Source organism: Alloprevotella sp. oral taxon 473 str. F0040 (assembly GCF_000318095.2).
In the GTDB taxonomy this organism is placed as follows: domain Bacteria; phylum Bacteroidota; class Bacteroidia; order Bacteroidales; family Bacteroidaceae; genus Alloprevotella.
Genome location: NZ_KB290716.1, coordinates 204679 through 231546, shown reverse-complemented (window position 1 = coordinate 231546; position 26868 = coordinate 204679). Strand labels below are relative to the sequence as shown.

Here is a 26868-nt window from a genome sequence, read left to right as displayed (position 1 = left end):
ACGGAGTTGGGAGTGATAACCTCTCGACTCCGTTGCGCTTTATGCCATTTTCATTATGCAACTCTCTGAACTCATTCAGCTTTTTCAGCATCATCCTGGGGTGAAAGCCCTCGAACGCTGTTGGAAGGAGCAGAACCCTCTCGTCTTTCTCGATGGATTGCAAGGTTCTGCCGCCCCTGTCATGCTCGCCACGGCCGCGCATGCTGCCCAAGGTCTCTATATGGTGGTGATGAACGATGAGGAAGAAGCCGGATATTTCTACAATGATTTGCGCCAACTCTTGGGAGACGACCGGGTGCTCTTCTTCCCTTCGTCGTATCGTAGAGCAGTGAAGTATGGACATCGCGATGCTGCCAACGAGATACTTCGCACAGATGTGTTGTCAAAGCTCACACGACTGTCTGAGAAGCCTAATGAGGTGCCTCGCCAGAGCTCCCTTTCTGTCACATCTCAGGCGCAGCAAGGAGCTAGTAAGGGCCTCTTTGTGGTGTCTTTTCCTGCTGCGCTTGCAGAGAAAGTGGCTTCCCCCAAAGCGATGGACGAGCAAACCCTCACCTTGAGCGTGGGGCAAGAACAAGATGTCACTGTTTTTGTCAAGGCTTTGGAAGAATTAGGATTCAAACGTCGCGACTACGTTTACGAACCTGGGGAGTATGCCCTCCGTGGTTCGATTCTCGATATCTTTAGTTTTGCTTCTGAATATCCCTATCGCGTAGATTTTTTTGGAGATGATATAGAGAGCATCCGCACCTTTGAGGTGCAAACCCAGTTGTCACAAGAGGTTTGTAGCACCATAAGCATCGTGCCTGATGTGGAGTCGGAGACCGCTGTGGGCAGCTTAGTCCCCATCACAGACTATTGGCCACAGCACACCACGATAGTGGCTAAAGACCTGACGTTTGTCGGAGATGTTATTAATCGCATCTTTGAGGAAGGCTTCGCCCAACAAGCGGTGGTAGAGCAGGCCGCCACTTCAGAGATGGAACTTGCCGAAGTACATGAACGTTTCTCCGCTGCTCACCAACTGGTGAAGGGAGATGCTTTGCTGCGCGCGATGAGTGGTTTCTCGCAATGGATAGTCTCAGGGGCAACCCACAAAGCTACGGATGAAGATTTAGCCAAGAAGGTGGTGCGTATAGGTTTTCACACTCGTGCTCAGCCACTTTTCCATAAGAACTTCCAGCTCGTGCTGGAGCAATTTCAGAGACATGCTGCCGAAGGAATACGCACTTATGTATTGGCCGACAGCGAGAAGCAAAACGAGCGTTTGCACGACATTCTTAGCGAACTCCAGCTGCGCACAAACACAGACCAGAGTGACCAAGCAACGCAAATGAATGAGATCACTCGCAAAGGCACATCTGTGGACAACCATGCTGATCATCTGCCTCGTCTCTTCACGCCCGTCCATCTCACCCTCCATGCTGGCTTTGAAGACCTCACAGGCAAGATTGCACTATTCACCGATCACCAGATATTTGATCGCTTCCACAAGTATGCCCTTCGCTCTGACCATGCGCGCAATGCCAAGATAGCCTTGACCCTTAAGGAAATCATGCTCTTTGAACCAGGAGATTATGTGGTGCATGTGGATCATGGTGTAGGACAATTTGCCGGTTTGGTGCGTATCCCTGGGGCAGATGGCGCGATGCAAGAGGTAATCAAGATTACCTATCAAAAGGGAGATGCCATCTTTGTTTCGATTCATGCCCTGCATAAGGTGTCGAAATACAAAGGTAAGGAGGGAGAACCTCCTCGTCTGTCTAGCCTTGGCACAGGAGCTTGGGAGAAACTCAAAGGTCGCACCAAGGAAAAACTCAAAGACATAGCGCGCGACTTGATTCTGCTTTATAGCCGTCGTCGTCAAGAACAAGGCTATGCTTTCTCGCCCGATGGCTTTATGCAGCATGAGCTAGAGGGCTCTTTCCCTTATGAAGATACGCCCGACCAACTCAAAGTGACCCAGCAAGTGAAGGCCGACATGGAGCGTCCTCGTCCTATGGACCGTTTGGTGTGTGGCGATGTGGGATTCGGCAAGACAGAGATTGCCGTTCGTGCAGCCTTCAAAGCCGCTGCCGACAGCAAGCAAGTGGCGGTGATGGTGCCCACCACCATGTTGGCACCCCAGCACTACAAGACCTTCCTCAAGCGATTGAAGGATTTTCCTGTGAGAGTGGACTATCTTTCTCGAGCGCGCACCCCAGCGCAAACCAAAGCTCTGCTCAAGGATTTGGCAGAAGGAAAGATAGATATCGTGGTGGGTACGCACAAACTCATCGGAAAATCCGTGAAATTCAAAGATCTCGGCCTCCTCATTATCGACGAAGAACAGAAGTTTGGAGTCAGTGTCAAAGAAAAGCTGCGCCAGCTCAAGGTCAATGTGGACACCCTCACCATGTCGGCCACGCCCATTCCGCGCACGCTCCAGTTTTCACTCATGGGCGCACGCGATTTGAGCGTAATCAACACACCACCACCCAGCCGTCACCCCATCCAGACGGAGATTCACACCTTTGGTCACGAGATTATTGCTGATGCCATCAACTTTGAGCTAAGCCGCAATGGGCAAGTGTATATCGTGACGCACCGCATTTCCTCGTTGAGCAACATAGAGTCCTTGATTCGCAAGCACGTTCCCGATGCTAGAGTAGTGGTGGGACATGGTCAGATGGAGCCCTCAAAGTTAGAAAAAGTGATTGTCGACTTCGTGAATCACGAGTATGATGTGCTGCTTTCTACTACTATCATAGAGAATGGTATCGACGTACCTAACGCCAACACCATTCTCATTGACAATGCGCACCATTTCGGTCTTTCAGACCTTCACCAGATGCGTGGCCGTGTAGGCCGAGGAAGTCGCAAGGCCTTTTGCTATCTCATGGCACCACCTCTAAGCTTGTTGCCCGATGATAGCCGACGTCGTTTGCAAGCCATCGAGAACTTCTCCGATTTGGGCAGTGGCATTCACATTGCGATGCAAGATCTTGACATCCGAGGGGCAGGCAATCTCCTTGGAGCAGAGCAGAGTGGTTTTGTAGCCGACCTTGGTTATGAAACTTATCAGAAGATTCTGGCAGAAGCCGTGGCAGAACTCAAGAACGAAGAGTTTGGTGATCTCTTTGCAGAAGAACTTGCGCAGCAGAACACTGCGGAGTTAGGCGATAGCTATGTGGCTGAGTGCAATGTGGATTGTGACCTTCGCGCCTACTTCCCCGAAACTTATGTGCCTGGAGCAAGTGAGAGAATGTTGCTCTATCGTGAGTTGGATGGGCTTTCGAGTGATGAAGAAATTGCAGCCTTCCGCCAGCGTTTGCTCGATCGCTTTGGGGCACTTCCTGCAGAAGCTGAGGAACTCCTTCGTGTGGTTCCTCTACGTCGCTTAGGTCGTCGTTGCGGTGCAGAGCGTTTGGTGCTGAAAGCTGGCAATATGACCCTCTATTTTGTGGCCAATGCCGAGAGTCCTTTCTACAAAAGCCAAGTGTTCCAGCGAGTGCTTGACTTTGCCCTTCATCCAGCACAAATGCGCCGCTGCGAACTTGGCGAGAAGAAAGGTAAGCGTTTCCTTCGCATCAAGCAGGTGCCCAGTGTTGAGGCTGCGGTGAAGGTGCTTGGTCACATTGTGAGTCCTACTGCTCAGTCCTAAATCTTAGACATGATTTTCTTTCTTAGCGAGGTACACATCCCGTGTATCTCGTTTTTTGTGCGAAAATTTTAGAGAAGATGTTGTCTTTTCAGATTTTATCCCTATATTCGTGGTTAGAAACTTACGCTCTTATCAGCGCAGCGCAGAACCTCATCCTCAAATATCATTACCATGTCACAAACAACCTTCTATCACGCCAATGCTTTGGTGGCTTATCTGCAGAAGCCCACTACTGCATTTACCAAGGCTGACATCCTACGCTTTGTTGCCGAGAATGGCATCAGAATGGTCAATTTCCTCTATCCTGGAGGAGATGGTCGCTTGAAAACACTCAACTTTGTCATCACTGACTACGCTTATCTGGACACTGTCCTCACTTGTGGAGAGCGTGTCGATGGTTCTAGTCTTTTCCGCTTCATTGAAGCGGGCAGCAGCGACCTCTATGTGGTGCCTCGTTTCTCCACTGCTTTTGTAGATCCCTTTGCCGAAATCCCTACACTATGCCTGCTTTGTTCTTATTTTGACAAAGATGGCCAACCCCTTTCTTCTTCTCCTGAACAAACTTTGGTCAAAGCGGCTCGAGCTTTCACAGAGGCCACTGGCTTTGAATTCGAAGCCATGGGAGAACTTGAGTATTACGTCATCAAGCCTGACGAAGAACGCTATCCTGCCGTTGACCAGCGTGCCTATCATGAGTCGGCTCCCTTTGCAAAAACCAATGATTTCCGCGTGAAGTGCATGGACTATATTGCGCGCGCTGGTGGACAAATCAAATATGGTCACTCAGAGGTGGGCAACTTCGTGCAAGACGATTTGGTCTACGAACAAGGAGAAATCGAATTCCTCCCTGTACCTGTGTGTCAAGCAGCCGACCAGTTGGTGGTGGCAAAATGGATTATTCGTAATCTGGCTTACCAAGAGGGACTCAATGTCACCTTTGCTCCGAAGATTACTACGGGAAAGGCTGGTTCAGGACTTCACATCCACATGCGCATTATGCAAGATGGCCAGAATAAGATGTTGGGCAGCGATAGCAAGTTGAGCAATGATGCACGTCGCATGATCGCAGGTCTCATAGATCTTGCTCCGAGTCTCACGGCTTTTGGCAACAAGAATCCAACGTCCTACTTCCGTCTTGTGCCTCATCAAGAAGCACCCACCAATGTGTGCTGGGGCGATCGCAACCGCTCTGTGCTCATTCGCGTGCCACTTGGATGGACCTCGCAGACCGATATGTGCCATCTCGCCAATCCTCTCGAGGCAGAGCAACGTCTAGACACTTCGCTTAAGCAGACCGTGGAAATCCGCAATGGTGATGGTTCTGCCGACGTTTATCAGTTGCTTGCTGGTATTTGTGTGGCTGCTCGCCATGGATTTGAGATGCCCGATGCCCTTGAAGTGGCAGAGCGCACCTATGTTGATGTCAATATCCACGCAGCTGAGCATGCCGATCGTCTGCAAGGGCTTGCCACCTTGCCCGATAGCTGCGTGGCCTCTGCCGACCGTTTGCTTGCTCAACGCGCAGTCTACGAAGCGCAAGGCGTGTTCTCGCCTGCCATGATTGACGGCATCGCCAAAGAACTTCGCGACTTCGATGACCTTACTCTGCGTGCCGATCTCCAAGGTAAGCCTAGAGAAATGGCTCGCCTCGTTGAGCAATTCTTCCATTGCGGATAGTCTGCGGTAATATCTTTGCAAAGAAGGAAGAACTAACGGTAGAGCCTCCTTGCATCTGACCTATTCCTTCGAGGGACTGGCTTAGCTCTTTTGTGAGATGGGCTTATTCCCTTTAGAGATTATGGTTCGTCCCTTCTAGCCTTTGACTAGTCCCTTCTTCTGTTTTTGACTTTATCTCTCCGAACAACGAATTTATGAATTGTCCGGAGAGATTTTTTTTCACCTTCTCTATATCGTAGCTGCACAAATACACAAAAAACGTCCTCACGATCGTTGTGTCGTGAGGACGTTTGAGTAGAGTATGCTGGAAAGATGCGATTATTTCATCACAATCTTACCATTTTGGATGAGGACACCATGTTGAGTCTTTTCAGCTTTGCGGCCAGATAGGTCGTAAACTTCTCCAGTCTTTTCAGCCTTGTCGGCAGCAACTGTGGTTACCCCCGTGAGCAAGCGTTCTCCTTGTACGAAGTTCTTGGCTACATCGTTAGGGTCAAGCGCAATAGATTCCTTTCCGTTACCATGGGCAATGGTCATGAAGTAACCTGCTTTTACGATTTCAGAAGGAATGGTGAAGGTGTAAGTGTTAGACACACGCACTAATTTACCATTGAGGTCATAGATCTTGAAACCTACTGCTCCCTTACCGCTCTTGCGATCTACGGTAATGCGGTTACCACTGATCTTGGTCTCGTAGACCTTAGCTTCGTTGTCCTTGGTGAAATGGAGCACGAAACCTACGTCACCTACTTCTTTAGCATCGCCAGGAGTAGCATCGTCAGATGTGGCTACGCGCAATGCACCTTGAGGAGCACCAGGGTAGATAGCAGGAAGTCTTTCGATGCGTTCGTCGATGAAGATGATACCAGGGTGAGCCTTGGGGTATTTCTTCATGTGGGCGATGGCTTTGTTGATGTCAGCTTGAGTGGTGGTAAACCAATTGTCGTGATAGTCACCCGTGTTGTGGTTCTTCACAGGCTTAAAGAAACCGTAGAATTGGAAGAATTCACTGAGGTCTTCTTGTGCCACATCAGAGCAAACCATCGCAAAGCGTAGGTAGTTTTCTAGGCCACTGAGAGGATTTCTTGCATCAGTGGAGTAGCGCATAGGAGTCTTGCGAAGACGAGCGAAAACTTCGGGGAAGAAGTTGGGGTGATGACCTTGGAGCTGGTAGTGCAACCAAAGTTGGAAATAGAGACGTGAGCGAGTCCAGATGTTAAACTCATCACGGAATTGATTTTTGTGGAAAGACTCAATAGGGTTGGAGAGAGGGCGACCACGACCCACGTTGCTACCACGGAACCATGAGTACACTTGTGAGAAGAAGTTCACAGACATTTCTGTGTCACCCGCCATGTTGATGGCCTTTTGGTGGATGTGACCAGTTTCGTGAGCCACCACCCAGATGGGGGCACCTTCGTCGTTTTCCCAACCCTTGGTGAACTTGGCCTGGTTGAGGTAGTCGCCAGTGCCAGGATAGTAAGTACCATAGTTGGTGGCATAGGGATTGCCTTTAGAAGAGGCAGAAGCCGAGAGCATGCAGTTGAAGCGATCGAGATATTGATCGATACCCATCAAATCATGTTCCACTTTCACGAGAGAATCCCATCGTTGGAGTACACCTTGGATACCAGCAGCTACACCATCAGCATAGACAAAACTTGAACCACCCTTCAAACCACGTATGCTCTCGCTGTGTTGTTGCTTCACGCCATCCAAGTGCATGTTGAACTGATAGTATTGGTTCTTCATGTGGAGGATAGGATCTTTGAAGAGTTTTCTAGACATTTCTTCAAAATCCTTGTTGGTATGTCCGCGAGTGATGTCGAAGTATCCATTGACGCGGCCACCTTCGATGTGGATAGGAAGTGCTGGAATGCTAGCCAATTTGATATTGGCATTGGTGATGCGATAGTCGATAAAGAGATGACCTTCGGCATCTGAAATGATTAAGTTAAAACCAGGCTTCAAATCGTAGTAGGTGCCCACTACTTCCATTTCATTGCAGACCATGGCTCTCAAACTAGTGCCACTCTTGAGCTGAGCTGTTCCAACGAAAACAATGAGCTGTTCGCCACGTTTCACGCTAACTCCAGTGGGACCTGTTTGTGGGCTAAACTGATGGCCAGTGCCGACGTAATTGTCTCCTGCCCAAATGACAGGATCAGAGTAAGGTTTATAATCATAAAAACGGAACTCTTTTTCGCGGTAAGACCAAGAGTCGTTCTTCACCTTGAGCACCATGTTGGCGAGTCCAGCAGGAAACTCTTTGGGAGCATCTGCTTTATTCGCAAGTTCAGTAGCCGTAGCTTTGTTGAGTTCCTCACGAAGTTTCTCATCGGTGAGTGATTTATACTCCTCCTTCAACTCCACGAAAGCAAGATCGTTGAAGAATTGTTTGAGAACATTCGTATAGTTTGCGCGATACTGGTTGAGTGCTTTAGTTTCAAGTCCTTCACTGCGCGCAGCAGCTAGCGCAGCCTCATCCACTTTAGCAGGGATGAAATACCACTCTGATGCGGGATCTCCCTCATACCAGCTAAGCATAGTTTTGCTGCCACCGTTGATGTTGAAGCCCACGCTACCTTGATCCATGATATTATAAGAGGGAACGTAAACTTCGCCAGTAGATTTTGCGGTGAAAGTAGACTGAGTGCTTCCAGTCTGGTAGTTCTGACTGGCTGAACTTCCCACACTGATGATATAGCGTTGATTGAGTGCGTTTTGGAATTTATACTTTCCATTCACATTGGTGAGATACCAAATTTGTGAAAAGTCTTTGTTGTCGTGAGGTACACCAGAGATTCTTGGTGTGGTGACACTGGCGGCAGCATTCAAATTGAGTCCCACGTTGCGAAGGAAGAACCAACCTTCTTTGGGATCTGATGCCCCTAAGCTCTTACCCACGTTTTCACGGATTTGAGCATTAGTAATGCTTGTTTCAGGTTCAAGCACCCAGTCAGAACCAGTATCAGGCGTATTCTTGCGGTTCGCATGCCACCCAGCCATACTGTGGTCTGGACTTTCGTTCAGGCTTGTTTTATCGTTGGCGTTGCTGAAGTTCGCATCATTATATTTATCTGCATCTTGCGACCAAGTGATGGTAACATAGTTCGTAGAAGCATTATCATTGGTATTGCCACCGCTATAAAAGATGCTCAATGGCAACATCACGTTCATGGTCTTTTGAGGCTTGTCCGTGAGGTAGTTGAGATTGAGTGCACTGCGGAGAGTAAAATGCTTGTCACCCATAGGAGTGATAATCCAAAGCTGGCTGTAAATGCTATTACCAGTGCGCTTAGCACTACCTGTAATTGCGCTAGATGTGGCATTCACCGTTGCATAGTTGCCCGAGCGGCGATTTTTCAAACGAAAAATCCCTCCTTTTTTGAGGAGTTCATTGACTTCTGCTTTGCTAGCAAAGGTCGAAGCCGGCACCGCCGCTCCTGAAAGAAGGAGAGCGGAGAGGAGTAATTGAGCAGAAAATTTCATATTAAGGTGATAAGAATCAAGAGAAAGACTGTTTCTTGCTAAGAAGCTGCTGCGCGCATCATTACGCGCCCCAGCAATACGAAAGGCAAAAGTAATGATTATCCTTGATTTAAGCAAGTGGAGATGACATTTTTAGTAGTGCAAATGAAATTTTATGCTTTAAGGGCGTTATGTTGTAGATTTTGGTGCATAAATAAAACGGAAGTCCCGTTGAGGGACTTCCGTTTGTAAAGCCATAGGCACGCAAATATTCAAAGTTAGCGTGCATCATTGCCTCTGTTTAGTTTTCTTCTTCCACTTCAGGTGCAATGAGTTTGTAGCCCTTACCATGGATGTTGATGATTTGTACATCAGGATCACCAGTGAGGTGTTTGCGGAGCTTTGTGATGTACACGTCCATAGAGCGAGCGTTGAAGTAGTTGTCGTCAATCCAAATCTTCTTGAGAGCGAAATCGCGTTGAAGGATTTCGTTCATGTGAGCGCAAAGCAGACCGAGGAGTTCGCTTTCTTTGGTGGTGAGCTTCTTGGTTTCACCATTTTGAGAAAGGGTTTGCTTTTGAGCATCGAAGAAGAAAGAGCCAATTTGGTATTGTGTGCGTTCGCGATTGCGCTTGCCACGCACACGGCGCAAGATAGCTTCAATGCGGAAGGTCAATTCTTCCATAGAGAAAGGCTTAGTGAGATAGTCATCTGCACCAATCTTGAAGCCTTCAAACACATCTTCCTTCAATGTCTTTGCAGTCAAGAACACGATGGGCACTTCAGAGTTGGTCATGCGGATTTCCTTGGCCAAGGTGAAGCCATCTTTCTTAGGCATCATCACGTCAAAGACGCAAAGATTATATTTGCTACGCAAGAATTCGCGATAGCCTTCTTCACCGTCGCTGCACAGCACGGTGTCATAGCCCTTGGCTTGAAGATATTCGCGGAGAAGCATACCGAGGTTTTCGTCATCCTCGCAAAGCAGGATTCTCATTTTTCCGTCCAGTGTCATAATTGTATGGGTTTTATAGGTGAATAAATCGATTTGTTGTGTGGCATTTGAGCCACGTTGGTGGAACAGCTTGTCCACTTTCTTTCTATTGTTGAGGCAGCAAGGCTTGGTCTTTAATGGCTTAGTTCATAAGCTGGCCCTAGCTTGCGCCTGCAGTTTTCTCTTGAGTTAGGGAGAGAGCAAAGGAATGGAGATGGTGAACGTAGTGCCTTTGCCATATTCGCTTTCCGCAACTATCGTTCCATTATGGGCTTTCACCACGCCTGCCACATAGGCCAGTCCAATGCCCACGCCGCGCACATTGTGCACATTGCCCGTGTGCACACGGTAGAAGCGTTCAAAGATGCGTTTGAGATTTTCTTTCTTGATGCCCAATCCATTGTCCGAGATGCTAATTTTGAGAGCTTTTCCTTCGTTGCGTGTGCTCACTACAAGGTGTGGAGGAACGTCAGGCCGGCTATATTTGAGAGCATTCTCGAGGAGATTGTTGATCAAGTTGGTGAAGTGCATCGAGTCGGCCAATATGATGGGATCTTCTGCATCGAGCATTGTCTCTAGTTTACCCCCAGCAGCTTCTACTTTGAGCTGGAAGGTCGATGCCACTTCGGCCACCACTGCATCTGCATCGAGCTCGTCAAACTTAAAGTTAGCTGCTTGTGTGTTGTCAAACATCGAGAGTTGCAGCACTTTCTCGACAAGCAGGCGCAGTCGTTTCGTTTCGTCAGCAATTACCTTATAGTTTCGTCGCAGGGACTCTTCGCTGAAGTGCATGCTTTCGTCCGATAACATTTGTGACACCAGTGAAATCGAAGCGATGGGTGTCTTCAGTTCGTGGGTCATGTTGTTGATGAAGTCCGTCTTCATCTGCGAGAGTTTCTTTTGGCGGAAGATGCTGTAGATGGTGAATACAAAGATGCCCAGCACCAAAAAACTGAATCCGATGGAAGGCAGAACGAATTTCGTGGAACTCAGGATATACTCGTTAGCACCAGGGAAGCGTACCAAGAGGAAACCCATGTGAGCAGGAGAGCCATGCTCGAAAATCGGTTCGCGGTAGACCGCTTCGTTGAACGCAGTGCTGAAGTCTGGGCATCGCACCACTTCTCGGCCATCCACGGTGAGCACTTGGAAATGATAGCCCACTTGGCGCAAGTCTATGCCATTGTGTTGGAGTTCAGTTTTGAGCGCGTTATCCACATCAGTGCGCCGGATGCGCTGTTCTAGAGGTCGATCATCAGGCATGTACAGGCTCTCGTAGATCACCTCATTGAGTAAATCTTTTTGGTGAAGCAGTCGCTGTCGCATTTTTTCGGTCATCACCGAAGAGAGAGCTGCGCTGTCTGATAGCCGAATAGGGGTGGGGTAGGCCATTCCTTTGATGGCAACGCTCGTGTCTGCATCAGCTTGTTTGAGAGCCTCTGTGGCTTTCTCGGCAGTCATTTGCTGGCGGTGCATGGACTCATTGGCGAGCAATTCCTTTTCGAGGTTGGCTTCCACCTCACGGAGTTCCAAATTGCGAGCTGCCTGGTAGAGGGCACGCTTGACATTCTCGTCAAACTGCTTGCGGCGCGTTTCCACCACCTCGTTGAGATAGTAGAACTGCGTGCCGATGAGTGCAGCGAGTGCTATCCCCATGGCAATGGCAATGCTCCAAATGGTTCTCTTCTTCATATTGCAAAAATAAACAATTTTGAGACAGAAGCATATTTGTTTATCTATGAATCCTAGGGAGTCAAGATATTTAACATAAATTCCTAGTTTTGCTTGTTGCTCTATGCAGTAAAGTATCTCAATTTGGGTATCAAATTATTGAAAACTTTGTCTCTATTTGCTCATTTTTTAGGGTGAGCAATCACTGTTGTAGAGGATTTGTGTGATCCTCACGCGTATGCACGTGATTTTAGAAATAGCCTGTGGCTTTGTTGGCTCATCGAAAAGACCCTGAATGAGGGCATTCTAGCCACTTGTCAAGATAAAACTTGCGCTTCTCAACGAGGCTACCGGACGAGAAAAATGGTAGAGAGGTGCAGATTGTTATATTTCCTCTCAACTCGTTTATTTTCTCAATTTCCTTATTTATAAAAATATGCCGAATTTGTTTGTACAATAATAAGCTCTACAGAAGCTCAAGCTCTATGATGCTCCAATATATTTCGGAGAGATGAGTGAAACGCTCGGAGATATGAACTAAATGCTCGGAGAGATGAGGTGAAATCTCGGAGAGATACAGAAAAAAGTCGGAGATATTCCAAGAACTCTCCGACTTTTTGGGACACAGCTGCCTTTTTGGGACACAGCTGCGAGCTTTAAGGGTGAAGCCTGCGCAGAAGGTGAGGTTCGGCCCTGTCAAGAAGCTCTTAAAATGAAAAATATGGCTGTAGTCGCTCCCAATCCTTTTCGTTAAAAGCCGCATTCCCACGCAAGTCTTCCCAATCGCGCAATGGGCCGATGCGTTGTCGATGATGCATGATGGCTTTCACCTGATCGTAGTTGAGATAAGGATGTCGAAGCAGCTCTTTGAAGGTGGCACGATTCACCGCAATGCGATGCACCGTAGGATGCGGAGCAATGGAGACATATCGGGTGATGTCGTGAGGCAATGACTCGATGTCATGAAGCTGCGCTGTCGAAACGAAGCCTCCCAGCCGTTCGCGATAACGCACAATGGCTTGTGCGTAGGCATGTCCCACACCAGGCACGCGCTGCCACTGTGTGGTGTCGGCAGCATTGGCATCCACCTGTGCCCCTTTGGCGAGCTTTTGCGGACGGCTACGCACAAGGCTGTCATAGCGTGCTTGTTGAGCAGCGCGAAGAGCTGCACGTTCGGCCTTCTCAGCAGCCCAAATGGCGCGTTGTGCATCATAGGCGCGTTGTCGTTCCTCGCGTGCCCACTGTCGGGCTTTGCGTTCTGCAGCCCATCTCTCCACACGTGCCAAAGAGTCGCGCAGCCTTTGTCGCTCAAAGGCCAGTATCTCTTGTTGGTCGGCAGCCGAAGTGGTCACAGACTTTTCCGTAGAAGAGGGAGAGAGCAAGGGGAGGAGGAAGATTTTGACCACAACAATCACTACAAGGGCGATGGCGAGTGCCAAGACTCCTTGATGTGGATGTGAAGAACGAGGTGTTTTCTTTTTCATAGGAAGAAGGGAGGCTTCTGCGATGTTCTTGTGGAGGACACAAAGACAAGCAGAGGAAAAATGGAAAAGACGTGATGTTCAGTTTTACAAAATTACAATTTTCTGGCATGCGTGGCGCATCTTAATCCTATAAATCCGATAAAAAGATAGAATGTACATTGATAATCATGTCATCTCGAAATAAATCGCTACCTTTGCAGCCGATTTTAAGGGGGTGCCCCGATAACTACGGAGCTGAGAATACACCCTTATGAACTGATCCGGATAATGCCGGCGTAGTAATTAAAATAGTTTCTAATGAGAAAAACCATTCTCCTGAGCTGCTTTGCTGCAGCTTTGGTGGCATCTGCCCAAAAGGCGGATACCACTCGCACGAAACATTTGGGCGAAGCTCAAGTAGTGACCAATCGTGCCACCAACAAGACCCCTCTGGCCTTTTCTAACCTCGACAAGAAAGCGATTGAAAAGGTGAATTTCGGGCAAGATATTCCCTTCCTTCTTTCCACGCTTCCCAATGTGGTGACTACATCCGATGCCGGCACTGGCATTGGCTACACCAGCATGCGCGTGCGTGGCACCGTGGGAGAGCGCATCAATGTGACCAACAACGGCATTCCTCTCAACGACCCTGAGGCACACACCTTCTACTGGGTGGACACGCCCGACTTGGTGTCGTCGGTCAATGACATTCAGCTCCAACGCGGTGTGGGCACCTCCACCAATGGTGCTGCTGCTTTTGGCGCGAGTGTGAACATGACCACCGACCGCTTGAGTGCTTCGCCTTATGCCTTGTATGCTGGTTCGTTTGGCTCGTTCACTACCACCAAAAACACGGTGAAGGCTGGTACGGGATTGTTCGCCAACCACTGGACTTTTGATGCCCGTCTGTCTTATCTCTCTTCCGAGGGCTATCGCGACCGCAGTTCTGCTCGCCTGGGTTCCTATTTCGCCCAGTTGGCTTATATCAACGAAGGAACGACTTTGAAGCTCATCGCCTTTGGCGGTAAGGAGCGCACCTACCATGCGTGGGACGGTATCAGCCGTGAGCAGCTCAAAACCAACCGCACCTACAACCCTAACGGATACATCAAGGCCACAAAGTCTTTCTATGATAATCAGATTGACTACTATTTCCAACAGCACGCTCAAGCTCTGCTCACGCAGCGCATCGACGAGCATTGGAATTTCAATGCAGCTTTGCACTACACCTATGGCTTTGGTTACTATGAAGAATACAAAAACAACAAGAAACTGAAGAGTTTCGGGCTGAAGCCTTTCATGCTCAATGGAAAGGAAATCGCAAAAACTGACATCGTGCGCCGCAAGAACCTTGAAGGTAACTTCGGCGGTGCCATCACTTCTTTGGAATACAAGGATGGTGGTTTTGATTTCACTTTCGGACAAGCGCTCAACTACTTCAACAATGACCACTTTGGTGAAGTGCATTGGGTGAAGGACTATGTGGGTACGCTCGACACGAAACGCAGATATTACGACAACACGGGTAAGAAGTTGGACTACAACATCTTTGCACGTGCCAATTATAAATTGTTCAATCAGCTCAACCTCTTTGCCGATCTCCAATATCGCAACATCGACTACCGCATCGACGGCACGTCCGACAAGAAGGCGGTGCACGACACCAACGAGCAGTTCCACTTCTTCAATCCCAAAGTGGGTGCCACTTGGCTCATCGCTCGCAACCAGCAGGCTTATGCTTCGCTGAGTGTGGCGCATCGCGAACCAACGCGCAACAACTACGAGAAGGAGTTTGACAATGCGCACTCTCCTCTGGCGGAGCGTCTCATGGACTATGAGGTGGGCTATCGCATCGCTAACCGCACTTGGGAAGCCTCTGTGGGTGGTTACTTCATGGACTACAAGAACCAGTTTGTGCTCAATGGACGTTTGAACGACATTGGCGAAGCGGTGTCTGAAAATGTAGCGAAGAGCTACCGCATGGGTGTGGAGTTGGCTGGTGCTTGGAAGCCCAGTCAGCACTTCCGCTGGGACATCAATGTGTCGTTGAGCGAAAATAAGATCAAGGACTACACCCCTTACCTCCCCGATGCTAACTGGGAAAAGTCTGTTGCCCTACCCACCAAGAGCAGTACCACGATTTCTTTCTCTCCAGCTGTCGTGGCGAATAGCATTCTTGCCTACAACTACAAAGGATTTGCCGCTAGTTTGACCTCACAATATGTGGGACGTCAATATCTCGACAACCTGGAAATGAAGGAAAACTCGCTCGATGCCTACTTTGTGTCGCACCTCAATGCGAGCTACACCTTCAAACTTCGTGGTTTCAAGGAAATCACTGTGGGAGGCACCGTGTATAACCTCCTCGACACGATGTATGAGACCAACGGATACTCGCAATCATATTTGAGTGCTACCAACGAAATCATGAGCGATCCTCGTTTCTATCCCATGGCGGATCGCAACTTCATGGTCAATCTCTCCTTGAAGTTCTAGTATTTCGTGCTTGTGCCAGGTATTTGTCCTTTGTTTTTGGGGGACAAACGCACTCGCGCGAGATTAATGCCATCATTGCCCTGCCACTTGTTGCTGTCGATGATAGTGACAAGTGGCAGCTGCATTGGAGCAGTGATGGCCCTTCAGGGAAGAACTCCTTAGCTTTCTCGAAGAATATAAAAACTATCATTTTCGATTCCTCGCCTTCTTCGCATAACTCCTTAACATCATGACTACACTCACTGATTTTTTACTCTTTTTCTCTTCCGACAATGCAGTGAATGGAGCGTTGGTTCTCTTGGGCACCTTGCTCGGTTTGCCTTATGTGTATCTGCAATATAAGGCCAATCCTAAGTTTTGGATTGCCTCGGCACTCAATGCGTTGCCGTTTGTGTATGTGAATTTTGTGCAAGGAAATTTTGCTACGGCTGCCTTGTTTTTCTATTATCTTGTCGTGGCACTTCAGGCCATTTTCTTCAAAAAAGAGGAGGTGACCGATGAGGGAGTGTTCGTGATCTATCGTACACCCCACCGAAAACTTCTTCCCCTGTTGCTAATCTCCGCCCTCATCTTCCTGATGATCTATGTGTTTCTCACCAACATCCACGCTTTGCTGGGCAGTAGTTGGTTGGGTATTTCTGTAGCCACGCCACAAAATCCGCTTATCGATGCAGCCGCAACTGCCTTGAGCTGCACGGGAATGTGGTTGATTTCACGAAAGTATATGGAAAACTGGATTGTTTGGATAGTCGTCAATGTGGGCTATGTGGCCATGTATGTGGCGCAAGCCAACTTCTTTTGGGCTGCCCTCTTCATGCTCTATCTCGTGATGTCGTTTGTGGGTTGGGCAGAATGGCGCAAGCTCCACCATCAACAGCAGGCTGTAGCGTAGCGCGTTTGCTAGCTGCTATCCTCTATATCCTTTTTCTCACCTTCTAGCGTTGACTAGTTATGACCGTTATTCTTGCTTCTGGGCTTTTCCCTACGACTTTGCATGCCTTGCAATACTTGCGTGAGGCAGACTTCATCGCTTGTTGCGATGGAGCGGCCAATGCTTGTGTGGCTGCGGGCTTCCATCCTGATGTCATCGTGGGCGACGGCGATTCGATAGCTCCCGAGGTGGCCGCTACTTTTGCCGATCGCATCGTGCGCATCTCCGAACAAGAAACTAATGATCTCTCCAAGACTTTTCACCACTGTCTCAAGTTGGGGCGTCGCGATGAGTATGTGATTCTCGGTGCTACGGGTAGGCGTGAAGATCATGCCTTGGCGAATCTGGCGTTACTCATGGACTATGCCGAGGAGCACCGCGAGGTAATCATGGTGAGTGACTTTGGCACCTTCTATCCTTGCCGCGATACGAAGCGTTTGACGGTGGGGGTGGGGCAAGAAATCTCCATCTGGAATTTTGGCGCAAGCTATTTTTCAGCCGAGGGATTGCAGTATCCGCTCTATGACTTCACCAAACTCTGGCAAGGCACGCTGAATGTGGCGACTCGTCCCGACATTGCCGTGCATGCCAAGGGCACTTTCTTACTCTATGTTGCGCAGCCGGACTAAGACTTCCGTGTAATACCATTCTCTCAACGCTCCTCTCTGCCTTTTTGGAGGTAGGCCATGAGCGTCATCTCTATACTTTCTATACTATGTTTCACAGTAAGCCCCATTGTTCTTGTTTGTGTGCGATTGACCACAACAAGAACCTTGAGGCTTGCTTTCTTTTCTGAGCTGAACCTTTGTCAGCCATCATTTTAGTTATCTAGATTTTAATTTAGCGGCTTGATGATAGCGATATAACTTCTATCTAATCGCTCGAACATACAGTTATTACCCTCCCCACAGAACGACAAATAATAGGCTGTAAGTCCTACAATTCTAGGATTCCATAGGTCAGTTTTTTCTCTTGTATTCTGAGAATTCTTTCCAATATTGGCAAGATTGGAAAGAATTGTATTGTAGTTTTTACTTTGAGGATAGCAGTTCGTCTAGCTTATTGCCTTTAATATAGGCTCTCTTGACTCTGTTCAATGCAATTTCTGAAATCAGCTCTTTTTCCAATAAGCCGATGATATCTGTCTTTGCAGTTGTTGGGCTTATGCCAAATTTCACCTGCAAGTCTTTGATGGTAACTAATGTATTAGGATCATCATCAAACATTTTAATGATTTGTGCCTGACGCTCATTGAAGTTTCCCATACGCAAAATTATGCTTGCTGCCTTTTTCTCTTCCTGCTTTCTTTTGATATAATTTTGTAGTTGCTGAAAAGACTGTTCCAAAACTTTCAAGTTGTATGCGACGAAGTAGCCTATATCCATCTCGTCAGCCTCTGTAGATAGGAAGGCTTTTTCGTATGCTTTTTTTGACTTAGCTATGACTCGTGAAATTGATAGGTATTCAGTGAGCCAATATCCTTGTTTTAGCATATACCAATAGAACATAGCTCTGGCTGTTCGACCATTACCATCAACAAAAGGGTGAATATATGAAATCATGAAGTGGATTACTATACCACGAATGATTGGGTGTATGAATTGGCGAGGGTTTTGTTCGTTGAAAAAACTGCAGAGTTCTTCTATGAATTGCGGAATCTCTTCATAAGAAGGTAGGACATGTACGGTTTCGTGAGTAATGCCATTCTCTACAACAACATCATTATTGTTTCTGATGCGCCCAGCATCTTCTGGATGCTGCATCGTTTTATCGGTCATAAGCCAGTGCACTTGTAGCAATAACTCTTCAGACAAAGGTTCATTCTTATGTTCTACAATATATTGTATGGTTTGAAAGTTATTATGAATCATTTGTTGAGACTTGTCCTTGGGAGTCATCTTTTTTCGGAGCATGTCTTTTGCCACTTTTCTTGTGGTTGCTGCACCTTCCATTTGGCTAGAATAAATGGCCTCTTCCATCAAAGAACTAATCAAGTATTGTTCTTTGTTGTTAGAGTCAATAGTTGAACTATGCCCCCAGCTACCGCCCCAACTCATATCAAAAAGATGGCATATTCTCTGCATTGAATTTGTCAAACTCAATTTTACACCATATTTATTCCATATTCTTATTGAGTTTTTTATTCTTGAAGCCTTAACTAGAGTCCACAACTGATGTGAAGTGCAACCTAATGGACACTTCCTATATTTTATAGAATCCCAGTATTCAAAGGTTTCATTGATTTTGTCTATTATCTCACTAACTTGAGAATTTTCAGGCAGAATCATTGCAGAAAGTAAATCCTTGTCTTCGATATGAGGAGGTTGTTCTATTACCATAACTTATGAGTTTAGTACAAAGTTATCCTATTCTTTCCAATCTTGCAAATATTGGAAAGAATTTGTGGTATTCAGTAGTAGGATTCAGTGTGTTTGGAGTCAAAAACAGGAATATACTGATTGGTCAGTAGCTACAAAGCTATATTTTCTCTCAAAGCCGCTTTGTAGCATGCTCCGTTGCTGAATATAATGCAGTGATGCTCGGATAGTTATGATGGGTTATGTTGTATCTCTTTCTATTATACACTAGCTCTCCATACAGACAAAGAAGTCTTCATCTACTTTTTCTTGGTAGACACAATCCTCTTCATCCGATTTCTTGACAGCAACAAAAAACTTCATCCACCTCGAAAGAGGTGGATGAAGTGATGTTATGGTCTTAATCAAAGACATTCGAGGGAATGCTTTGAGGTAAGACGGTCTTCTAGACATTTTGGACTAGCCTTCTTTGTCTAGCCTTTTTCGACTAGAGTTCTTCGACAGCAGCTTGGGCAGCAGCGAGGCGAGCGATAGGCACACGGAAAGGTGAGCAGCTCACATAGTTGAGGCCTACGCGGTGGCAGAACTTCACAGAGCTTGGTTCACCACCATGTTCACCGCAGATACCGCACTTGAGTTCGGGACGTACAGCGCGACCCTTCTCTACTGCCATCTCTACGAGCTGACCTACGCCGTTTTGGTCGAGCACTTGGAAGGGGTCTACCTTCAAAATCTTCTTCTCGAGATATACGGGGAGGAAGCTAGCGATGTCGTCACGAGAGTAACCGAAGGTCATCTGCGTGAGGTCGTTGGTACCGAATGAGAAGTATTCAGCGCGAGTTGCAATGCGGTTAGCAGTCAAAGCAGCACGGGGGATTTCGATCATCGTACCCACCTTGAAGTCTACGCTCACACCTTCTTCTGCGAAGAGAGCAGCAGCAGTGTCGCGAATCACCTTCTCTTGGTTTTCAAACTCATAGAGGATACCCGTGAGAGGCACCATGATTTCGGGGTGAGGATCAAGACCTTCCTTCTTCAATTCCACAGCTGCACCGAGGATAGCGCGAGTCTGCATAGCGGTGATTTCGGGGTAAGTGTTACCCAAACGGCAACCACGGTGACCGAGCATTGGATTCGCTTCAACAAGACTGTTCACGCGTTGGTGGATGTATTCCACAGTCACACCCATTGCTTTCGCCATTTCTTCTTGACCTGCTTGGTTGTGAGGCACAAATTCATGGAGAGGAGGATCGAGGAGACGAACATTCACGGGGCAACCATCCATAGCGCGGAAGATGCCGAGGAAGTCAGCCTTTTGGTAAGGAAGAATCTTCGCCAAAGCCTTTTCGCGACCTTCTGCAGTTTCGCTCAAAATCATTTCGCGCATAGCCACGATCTTCTCTGCTTCGAAGAACATGTGCTCTGTGCGGCAAAGACCGATCCCTACAGCACCGAAGTCACGAGCCACTTTCGCATCTTGAGGAGTGTCAGCGTTTGTGCGCACTTGGAGCTTAGCATACTTGCTGCAGAGTTCCATCAATTCTGCGAAGTCACCGCTGAGTTCAGCAGCTTCAGTTTGGATTTCACCAGCGTATACGCAACCAGTGGTACCGTTCAATGAGATGAAGTCACCTTCTTTCAAAGTAAGACCATCAACGGTCATCGTGCGAGCCTTGTAGTCTACCACGATGCCGCCAGCACCAGACACGCAGCACTTACCCATACCGCGTGCCACAACAGCTGCGTGCGAAGTCATACCACCACGAGCGGTGAGGATACCTTCTGCGGCTGCCATACCAGCGAGGTCTTCGGGAGAAGTTTCGATGCGCACCATGATCACCTTCTTACCAGCTTCGTGCCAAGCTTCAGCATCGTCAGCGTGGAAGACGATTTGACCGCAAGCTGCACCAGGAGAAGCGGGAAGACCGCGAGTGATCTCGTGTGCACCAGCGAGTGCCTTCTTGTTGAAGACAGGGTGGAGGAGCTCATCGAGCTTGTTGGGTTCGCAACGCTTGATGACCGTCTTCTCATCGATCATACCTTCGTGGAGGAGGTCTATAGCGATCTTCACCATAGCCGTACCCGTGCGCTTACCGTTACGAGTTTGCAAGAACCAAAGTTTACCTTCTTGTACGGTAAATTCCATGTCTTGCATGTCGCGGTAGTGCTGTTCGAGCTTGTTTTGGAGGGCATCGAGTTCAGCGTAGATTTCGGGCATAGCTTCTTCCATAGAAGGATACTTAGCTACGCGTTCTTCTTCGCTAATACCAGCGCGTTCAGCCCAGCGTTGAGCACCAATCTTGGTGATTTGTTGTGGAGTGCGGATACCAGCCACCACGTCTTCACCTTGTGCATTAACGAGGTATTCACCATTGAAGAGGTTTTCACCATTACCAGCATCGCGGCTGAAGCAAACACCAGTAGCTGAAGTTTCGCCCATGTTACCGAACACCATGGCTTGCACGTTCACAGCCGTACCCCATTCGTCGGGGATGCTTTCCATCTTACGATAGAGGATAGCGCGTTCGTTCATCCAGCTGCGGAACACAGCGCACACAGCACCCCAAAGTTGTTCTTTAGGATCTGTGGGGAAGTCGTGACCAGTGTTGTCTTTAATAGCCTTCTTGAAGCGCTCTACGAGATCTTTGAGTTCTTCTACGGTGAGATCCTTGTCGAGGTGGATGCTACGGATAGCCTTCACCTCTTCGATGATAGCTTCAAATGGGTCGATATCTTCCTTGTTTTCGGGCTTCATGCCAAGCACGACGTCACCGTACATTTGCACGAAACGACGATAAGAGTCGTAAACGAAGTGAGGATTACCAGTTTTAGCCACAAGACCTTCGGCTACAGTGTCGTTCAAACCGAGGTTGAGGATGGTGTCCATCATACCAGGCATTGAAGCACGAGCACCCGAACGTACAGAAAGCAAGAGAGGATTGGTGGGATCGCCAAACTTGCTGTTCATGCTTTGTTCAGTTGTAGCGATAGCCGCATTCACTTGGTCGGTGAGCTGACGGATAATCTCTTCTTGACCTACTTTATAATAGTCGTTACAGGTGTCGGTGGTGATGGTGAATCCAGGAGGTACAGGCACACCAATCTTGTTCATTTCTGCAAGGTTGGCACCTTTACCACCGAGGAGATCTCGCATAGTAGCATCACCTTCAGCCTGTCCGTTACCGAAAGTGTACACTCTTTTTACTTGTTCCATATTGCTTGTGATATTTAATTATATTTCGTTGCTGCAAATATAACTCAACTTCAGCAATTCTCCAAACTTTTTTGGTCGTTTTTGCTATGTTGAGTTGATGATTTTATAAGTATTTCATTTGGGCTTGAAAAACGTGCTTGCGAAGATACGAAATTTCGAGGAAGAATCAGTCATTCTACCTCGAAAATATCGCATAAGACAAAGCTTGAAAGCCTTTTAGAGCAGAGAACGCTCTTTTTCTTTATAGTTGAAGACTGAGCGAATCATCGGCTCACTGCTTTCACTCCCCGCACGGTGCGGATTTTTTTGATGAGTCCATTGAGCTGAGTGGTGTCGTCTACCATCACCGTCAGTTCGCCATAGAACAATCCCTCATTGCTTTCTATCGAGATGTTGCGGAGCATGATGTGTTCTTCTTTAGCGATGATGGAGGTGATATTGTTCACGATGCCCAAGTCATCTTGCCCCACCACGTGCAGAGTGATGGGATACGTGCTGCCCCCTTTGCCTGCCCATCGTGCCTTGACGATGCGATAGGGGAAGCGGGTACGCATGTCGTGCGCATTGGGACACGTTTCGCGGTGAATCTTAATCCCGCCCGACACCGACACAAAGCCAAAGACGTCGTCTCCGTAGACAGGGTGACAGCAGCGTGCCATTTGAAATTCCACACCTTTGAGGTTGCGGTCGATCACGAGCACATCGTCTGAAGCTCCAGATATGGGTTCTACCACCTCGCGGAAGTTGAACTCTTCGGCACTCTTCACCTCAGCCCGTTCACCCACACCCGCATCGCGCTTCTGCAATTCCACATACGTGTCGAGCGTTGCGTTGAGGTCAATCTTATTGTCCAGGATGTCTGCAAAGAAATCGCCCGCTTCCTTGTAGTTCAATTTCTTGATGAGCTGGTTGAGTATGCTTTCATCCCATTCCAACTTGCGATTCTTCAGTTTGCGCTCCAGCACCTCCTTGCCCATCGCACTATCGCGGCTCTTGATTTCGCGGAGCGATTGGCGAATCTTCGACTTTGCATGCCCCGACACCACAAGGTTGAGCCATTCGAGGCGCGGTTGTTGATTGTTCGACACGAGCACCTCCACGCGCTGTCCACTGGCCAACACTTGGCGAAGAGACACGTTCTTGCCGTCTACGATGCCTCCCACGCAACGGTTGCCCACTTTAGAGTGGATGAGGTAGGCAAAGTCAAGTACGGTGCTGCCCACGGGCAGTTTGAATAAGTCGCCTTTAGGGGTGAACACATAGATGGAGTTTTCTTTCAATCCCTCATTGTCGTCCACGTGTGGGTCGCGCCCTTCCTCGAGAGCTGTGCGGATGCCAGCCAACCACGAGTCCACACCACCTTCGCTGCTCTTCACGCCCTTGTATCTCCAGTGTGCGGCAAGACCACGCTCTGCCACTTCGTCCATGCGCTCCGTGCGGATCTGCACTTCCACCCACTTATTTTCAGGGCCTAGTACTGTGACGTGCAAACTCTCATACCCATTGCTCTTGGGCACGGTCACCCAGTCGCGCAGGCGTTTGAGGTTCGACTCATATTTGTTGGTGATGAGCGAAAAGACCTTCCAGCACTCCGCCACCTCTTTGTTGGGAGCTGAGTCTAAGATGATGCGGATGGCAAAGAGGTCATACACTTTCTCAAATCCGCACTTCTGCTTCTTCATCTTCTGCCAAATGGAGTGGATGCTCTTCGTGCGCCCTTTCATGTGGTAGCGCAGTCCAGCTTCTTGCAGCATGGTATGGATAGGTGCGAGGAAGTTTTCAATGTAGGCATCGCGCGATTTCTTGGTGGCATTGAGTGCCTCTTTGATCATGTAGTAGGCTTCCGTCTCCAGATATTTGAGCGAAAGGTCTTCCAGCTCCGACTTCAGTTTGTAGAGTCCGAGTTTGTGCGCCAAAGGTGCATAGATATGAGCGGCTTCTATGGCGAGTCTGCGTTGTGCCGCTTTAGCTTCCGTGTCTTTGACGCGGCGCATCATCACCACACATCCTGCTATGAGCAACAGCACCACGCGCATATCCGCCGCCTGCGAAACGAGCAAGTTGCGAAAGTTGTCCGTCTTCAACATCTCTTCGTTGAGCGATTCCAGTTCGTGCACGCGTTCAAAGGCCATAATGTCTTCGGCCGAGGGAGTCCAGTCTTTCAGACCAATCTCGTTGGCTGCCAAATCGAGCGTAGCTTGTGCGATTTCTTGTGCATCAAATCCAAACTCTGCGATGAGTCTTTTGTCGGTAAAATGGTGTGGAGCAAAAGCATTCATAAGTTCTTGTGGATGATGAGGTGGAACAATAGGGGGCTATGCCAAAACATTCGTTAGGAAATCACCTTTCGGCTTTTGACATACCCCCCTCATTGTTGGTCTACATGCAGCAGGGAATATCCCGATATTCCTGCTGCATAGAGCGACTAATTCTTTTCGGGAACGAGGTATTTATCTCCCGTTTCGCGAATGAGGATGCCACGATATTGTTCGGGATAACCAGGACGTTCGGGCGACACGCAGATGCCATCGGGCGTAAGCTCCCATTTGCCATCACGTGTTTCTTTTTTCACCACTTGGTCGTTGAATTTCATCACGAGATATTCTCCCAAGGCCTTCCAGTCGGTCATCAGGATATTGGCCCATTCTTGTGCATAGCCATTCACTTCAGCCGAGAAATCGCTAGGATTTTGCTGGAAGGTGCGGAGCAAAGAAGCATCCGCTGCCTTCTGAGCATTGAGCATATATTCTTCCATGTTGTCGCGTCGCTTTGCCACGGTAGGGTAGAGTTGGTCGTAGCGTGGATACACCATGTTAGACACCCAGTTGCAGAGCCAGAAAGCACTCTTCCACGAGAAGGTGTGGTCGTTGGCTGTGGCATCATCGAAGCATTCAGGCACCTTGGTCAATGAGCAGTAGATGGGCACAAATGGAGTGGTGTTGGCTTCGTCGTTGGCAAACCACAGCACACCACCCACGGGGTTGGGCAGATGGCCACGCAGCTGTGCTACAATCACGAAACTAGCTTGGTGGGTAGAGACAGGACGTTCGTTGAAATACTTCTTGCCTTGGTATTCCCAAGTCAAAGGAGAAGGGCGATAAGGTGCTCCATTGGTGCCAGCACCCGCGTTGGTGGTGATGTCGAAAGGCGTACCTTCGTAGTGGTCGCGCATAGCTTCCATCACATCCGTGAGTGCCAAAGGAGCTTTGGGCTTGAAATAAAGGGGCATCACTTCGCTGGTGCCGATGTGTTTACCGTCTACGAAGTCCACATATTTGTCCATACCGTCCACGAAGCGGTTGAAGAGCGACCAAGCACGAGCATCGCAGAAACGCTGGCTACCGAAGTCGGCAGGAGAGTAGGCTGCAGAGAAGGAGAAGTCAGCATCTTTGCCAGAGAAATATCCCTTTTCGCGAGCAAACTTGATCACGTCTTTGGCGTACATCACATTCTTCTTGTCTTTCAAGTCAAACTTGTGGATGCGGCTTTGGTTGGCGTGTGCACTGATGCAGTCGTCGGGGATGCGTACTGCCACCCACACTGCACCTTTCTTTTCGTCGCCTTTACCGATCATCTCCATGATCCACACCTCATTGGGGTCAGCGATGGAGAAAGATTCGCCTTCAGATGAATAGCCATGACGAGCCACGAGATCGGTCATCACCTTGATGGCTTCGCGAGCGGTCTTAGCACGCTGCAAACCGAGTGCCATGAGCGACACATAGTCGATGCCTCCCATCGGGTTCTTGGGAGCAAGTTCATGACGTCCGCCGAAGGTGGTTTCGGTGATGGCCACTTGGTGTTCGTTGATGTTACCCACCACGTTGTAGGTCACAGGAGCTTCGGGGATTTCACCTAGATATTTTTGTGTGTCGCCATCGACAATACGGCGCATCGTGCCAGGAGCATGCGTGCCAGCAGGGAAGTGGAGCAAGCGGCCATACATGCCGTAGGAGTCGGCACTATAGGTGAGGTAGGCTTCACCATTCTTGGAAGCCTTCTTGCCCACGAGTAGGTTGGTACAAGCCGATGCCCCCAATGCAAAGAGGGCGACAAAGAGTAGCAGTATTCGTTTCATTTATGGATGATTTAGATGATTCTGATAGGTGCTGCGCGATATATGATAGCAAAAGGTTGTGTTTTTGGCCGTATCTCCTGCCTTTTTCTAGATTTGCTTCACAGAGGGTCGCTGCGACAAAGTTACAAATAATTCAGTAAGTAGGCTACATTTTTCTGCGATATCTCGCTATTTCTTGGCTATTTTAGCAAGAATGCTCTTACCATGGGTTCAGGCACTGCCTCTCCGACAGACTTTGTTCTCTACTTCCTCCTTGAAACCCATGTTTCGGGGAATTAGACGAATTAAGATTTGTTTGTGTTTATCTCTCGAGCGGTGAGTGAGAGTTGAAGAAGGAGAAAGGATGTCTTGGGTAATGTTCCATCTTTTCTTTTTATTCTCTTTTTCTATTTTCGTTTGTTCGTTCGTTTGTTTGTTCGTTTGTTTGTTTGTTATCGCGCGCGTACGTACGCGAGGGAAAGTGTTGCAAGTTCCTGCAAATGAAGAACTTGCAAGTGCGTTTCTTGCAGATTCAAAAACAGGACTTTTTAGCGTTTTGTGCAACTTGCTGCAATATCTTCATTTGCAGGAACTTGCACATGTTTTGGAGTGCTTTTTGTGGGCTTTGCTGATATTTTTGCTGCAAAGTGCTGCAATATCGTGCATGTCAATAAGTTACGTGTGTTTTGGAGTGCTTTTTGTAGGTTTTGCTGGTGTTTTTGCTCCAAAGTGCTGCAATATCGTGCATGTCAATAAGTTACGCGGGTTTAGGAGTGCTTTTTGTGAGTTTTGCTGGTGTTTTTACTGAAAAGTGATGCAATATCGTGCATGTCAATAAGTTACGCGTGTTTAGGAGTGCTTTTTGTGGGCTTTGCTGGTGTTTTTGTTACAAAGTGATACAATATCGTGCATGTCAATAAGTTACGCGTGTTT

General features: G+C 48.2%; 13 protein-coding genes and 1 riboswitch. Of the genes, 5 read left to right on the top strand and 8 right to left on the bottom strand.

What is annotated here, in order from left to right; all coding sequences use genetic code 11:
• Positions 1-55 precede the first annotated feature (55 nt).
• Entirely contained in the window at positions 56-3643 is a 3588-nt protein-coding gene (gene mfd, locus HMPREF9999_RS05090; RefSeq protein ID WP_009437379.1) for a transcription-repair coupling factor, read from the top strand.
• Positions 3644-3814: 171 nt separating this feature from the next.
• Positions 3815-5320, top strand: coding sequence for a glutamine synthetase family protein (locus HMPREF9999_RS05085; RefSeq protein WP_009437378.1), 1506 nt, complete (start codon positions 3815-3817; stop codon positions 5318-5320).
• Positions 5321-5638: 318 nt separating this feature from the next.
• Here the strand turns inward: HMPREF9999_RS05085 and HMPREF9999_RS05080 are convergent, their stop codons facing one another.
• The 4 genes from HMPREF9999_RS05080 to HMPREF9999_RS09945 all read right to left on the bottom strand — a co-directional run bounded on the left by HMPREF9999_RS05080 (position 5639) and on the right by HMPREF9999_RS09945 (position 12940).
• The gene (locus HMPREF9999_RS05080) at positions 5639-8812 is read right to left on the bottom strand and encodes a M60 family metallopeptidase (protein ID WP_009437376.1); all 3174 of its coding nucleotides are present in this window, start codon (positions 8810-8812) and stop codon (positions 5639-5641) included.
• A 280-nt stretch (positions 8813-9092) separates the two neighbouring features.
• Positions 9093-9800, bottom strand: a complete 708-nt coding sequence (locus tag HMPREF9999_RS05075; protein WP_044063187.1) for a response regulator transcription factor — start codon at positions 9798-9800, stop codon at positions 9093-9095.
• 174 nt (positions 9801-9974) lie between these two features.
• Positions 9975-11477 (bottom strand): sensor histidine kinase, encoded by a 1503-nt coding sequence (locus HMPREF9999_RS05070; protein ID WP_009437374.1) that lies wholly within the window; start codon positions 11475-11477, stop codon positions 9975-9977.
• A 686-nt stretch (positions 11478-12163) separates the two neighbouring features.
• Complete coding sequence (locus HMPREF9999_RS09945; RefSeq protein WP_009437372.1) at positions 12164-12940, bottom strand: helix-hairpin-helix domain-containing protein; 777 nt, start codon at positions 12938-12940, stop codon at positions 12164-12166.
• 200 nt (positions 12941-13140) lie between these two features.
• A riboswitch (TPP riboswitch) is annotated at positions 13141-13239 on the top strand.
• On the opposite strand from HMPREF9999_RS09945, the gene HMPREF9999_RS05060 reads away from it, so the two are divergent.
• The 3 genes from HMPREF9999_RS05060 to HMPREF9999_RS05050 all read left to right on the top strand — a co-directional run bounded on the left by HMPREF9999_RS05060 (position 13238) and on the right by HMPREF9999_RS05050 (position 16975).
• Positions 13238-15415, top strand: a complete 2178-nt coding sequence (locus HMPREF9999_RS05060) for a TonB-dependent receptor (protein WP_009437371.1) — start codon at positions 13238-13240, stop codon at positions 15413-15415. (Overlaps the previous riboswitch by 2 nt.)
• 229 nt (positions 15416-15644) lie before the next feature.
• Positions 15645-16307, top strand: a complete 663-nt coding sequence (gene pnuC / locus HMPREF9999_RS05055) for a nicotinamide riboside transporter PnuC (protein ID WP_009437369.1) — start codon at positions 15645-15647, stop codon at positions 16305-16307.
• 59 nt (positions 16308-16366) lie between these two features.
• A complete protein-coding gene (locus tag HMPREF9999_RS05050) occupies positions 16367-16975 on the top strand; it encodes a thiamine diphosphokinase (RefSeq protein WP_009437368.1) in 609 nt (202 codons plus the stop codon).
• A gap of 402 nt (positions 16976-17377) precedes the next feature.
• On the opposite strand, the gene HMPREF9999_RS05045 is transcribed toward HMPREF9999_RS05050, so the two are convergent.
• The 4 genes from HMPREF9999_RS05045 to HMPREF9999_RS05030 form a co-directional block, all read right to left on the bottom strand.
• Positions 17378-18685 carry a Fic family protein gene (locus HMPREF9999_RS05045; RefSeq protein WP_009437367.1) on the bottom strand — a complete coding sequence of 436 codons (1308 nt, stop codon included), beginning with the start codon at positions 18683-18685 and terminating at the stop codon, positions 17378-17380.
• A gap of 466 nt (positions 18686-19151) precedes the next feature.
• Complete coding sequence (gene ppdK, locus HMPREF9999_RS05040; protein ID WP_009437366.1) at positions 19152-21878, bottom strand: pyruvate, phosphate dikinase; 2727 nt, start codon at positions 21876-21878, stop codon at positions 19152-19154.
• Between the two features lie 263 nt (positions 21879-22141).
• Positions 22142-24157: a RelA/SpoT family protein gene (locus tag HMPREF9999_RS05035; protein WP_009437365.1), complete on the bottom strand. Its 2016-nt coding sequence runs from the start codon at positions 24155-24157 to the stop codon at positions 22142-22144.
• Positions 24158-24303: 146 nt separating this feature from the next.
• Positions 24304-25956 carry a dipeptidase gene (locus HMPREF9999_RS05030; RefSeq protein ID WP_009437364.1) on the bottom strand — a complete coding sequence of 551 codons (1653 nt, stop codon included), beginning with the start codon at positions 25954-25956 and terminating at the stop codon, positions 24304-24306.
• Positions 25957-26868 lie beyond the last annotated feature (912 nt).

What these genes read in the sequence shown, in the direction of transcription:
- HMPREF9999_RS05070 (WP_009437374.1), bottom strand. Translation starts at nt 11,477, where the DNA reads ATGAAGAAGAGAACCATTTGGAGCATTGCCATTGCCATGGGGATAGCA.
- ppdK (WP_009437366.1), bottom strand. Translation starts at nt 21,878, where the DNA reads ATGGAACAAGTAAAAAGAGTGTACACTTTCGGTAACGGACAGGCTGAA.
- HMPREF9999_RS05035 (WP_009437365.1), bottom strand. Translation starts at nt 24,157, where the DNA reads ATGAATGCTTTTGCTCCACACCATTTTACCGACAAAAGACTCATCGCA.
- HMPREF9999_RS05085 (WP_009437378.1), top strand. Translation starts at nt 3,815, where the DNA reads ATGTCACAAACAACCTTCTATCACGCCAATGCTTTGGTGGCTTATCTG.
- pnuC (WP_009437369.1), top strand. Translation starts at nt 15,645, where the DNA reads ATGACTACACTCACTGATTTTTTACTCTTTTTCTCTTCCGACAATGCA.
- HMPREF9999_RS09945 (WP_009437372.1), bottom strand. Translation starts at nt 12,940, where the DNA reads ATGAAAAAGAAAACACCTCGTTCTTCACATCCACATCAAGGAGTCTTG.
- HMPREF9999_RS05050 (WP_009437368.1), top strand. Translation starts at nt 16,367, where the DNA reads ATGACCGTTATTCTTGCTTCTGGGCTTTTCCCTACGACTTTGCATGCC.
- HMPREF9999_RS05060 (WP_009437371.1), top strand. Translation starts at nt 13,238, where the DNA reads ATGAGAAAAACCATTCTCCTGAGCTGCTTTGCTGCAGCTTTGGTGGCA.
- mfd (WP_009437379.1), top strand. Translation starts at nt 56, where the DNA reads ATGCAACTCTCTGAACTCATTCAGCTTTTTCAGCATCATCCTGGGGTG.
- HMPREF9999_RS05045 (WP_009437367.1), bottom strand. Translation starts at nt 18,685, where the DNA reads ATGGTAATAGAACAACCTCCTCATATCGAAGACAAGGATTTACTTTCT.
- HMPREF9999_RS05030 (WP_009437364.1), bottom strand. Translation starts at nt 25,956, where the DNA reads ATGAAACGAATACTGCTACTCTTTGTCGCCCTCTTTGCATTGGGGGCA.
- HMPREF9999_RS05080 (WP_009437376.1), bottom strand. Translation starts at nt 8,812, where the DNA reads ATGAAATTTTCTGCTCAATTACTCCTCTCCGCTCTCCTTCTTTCAGGA.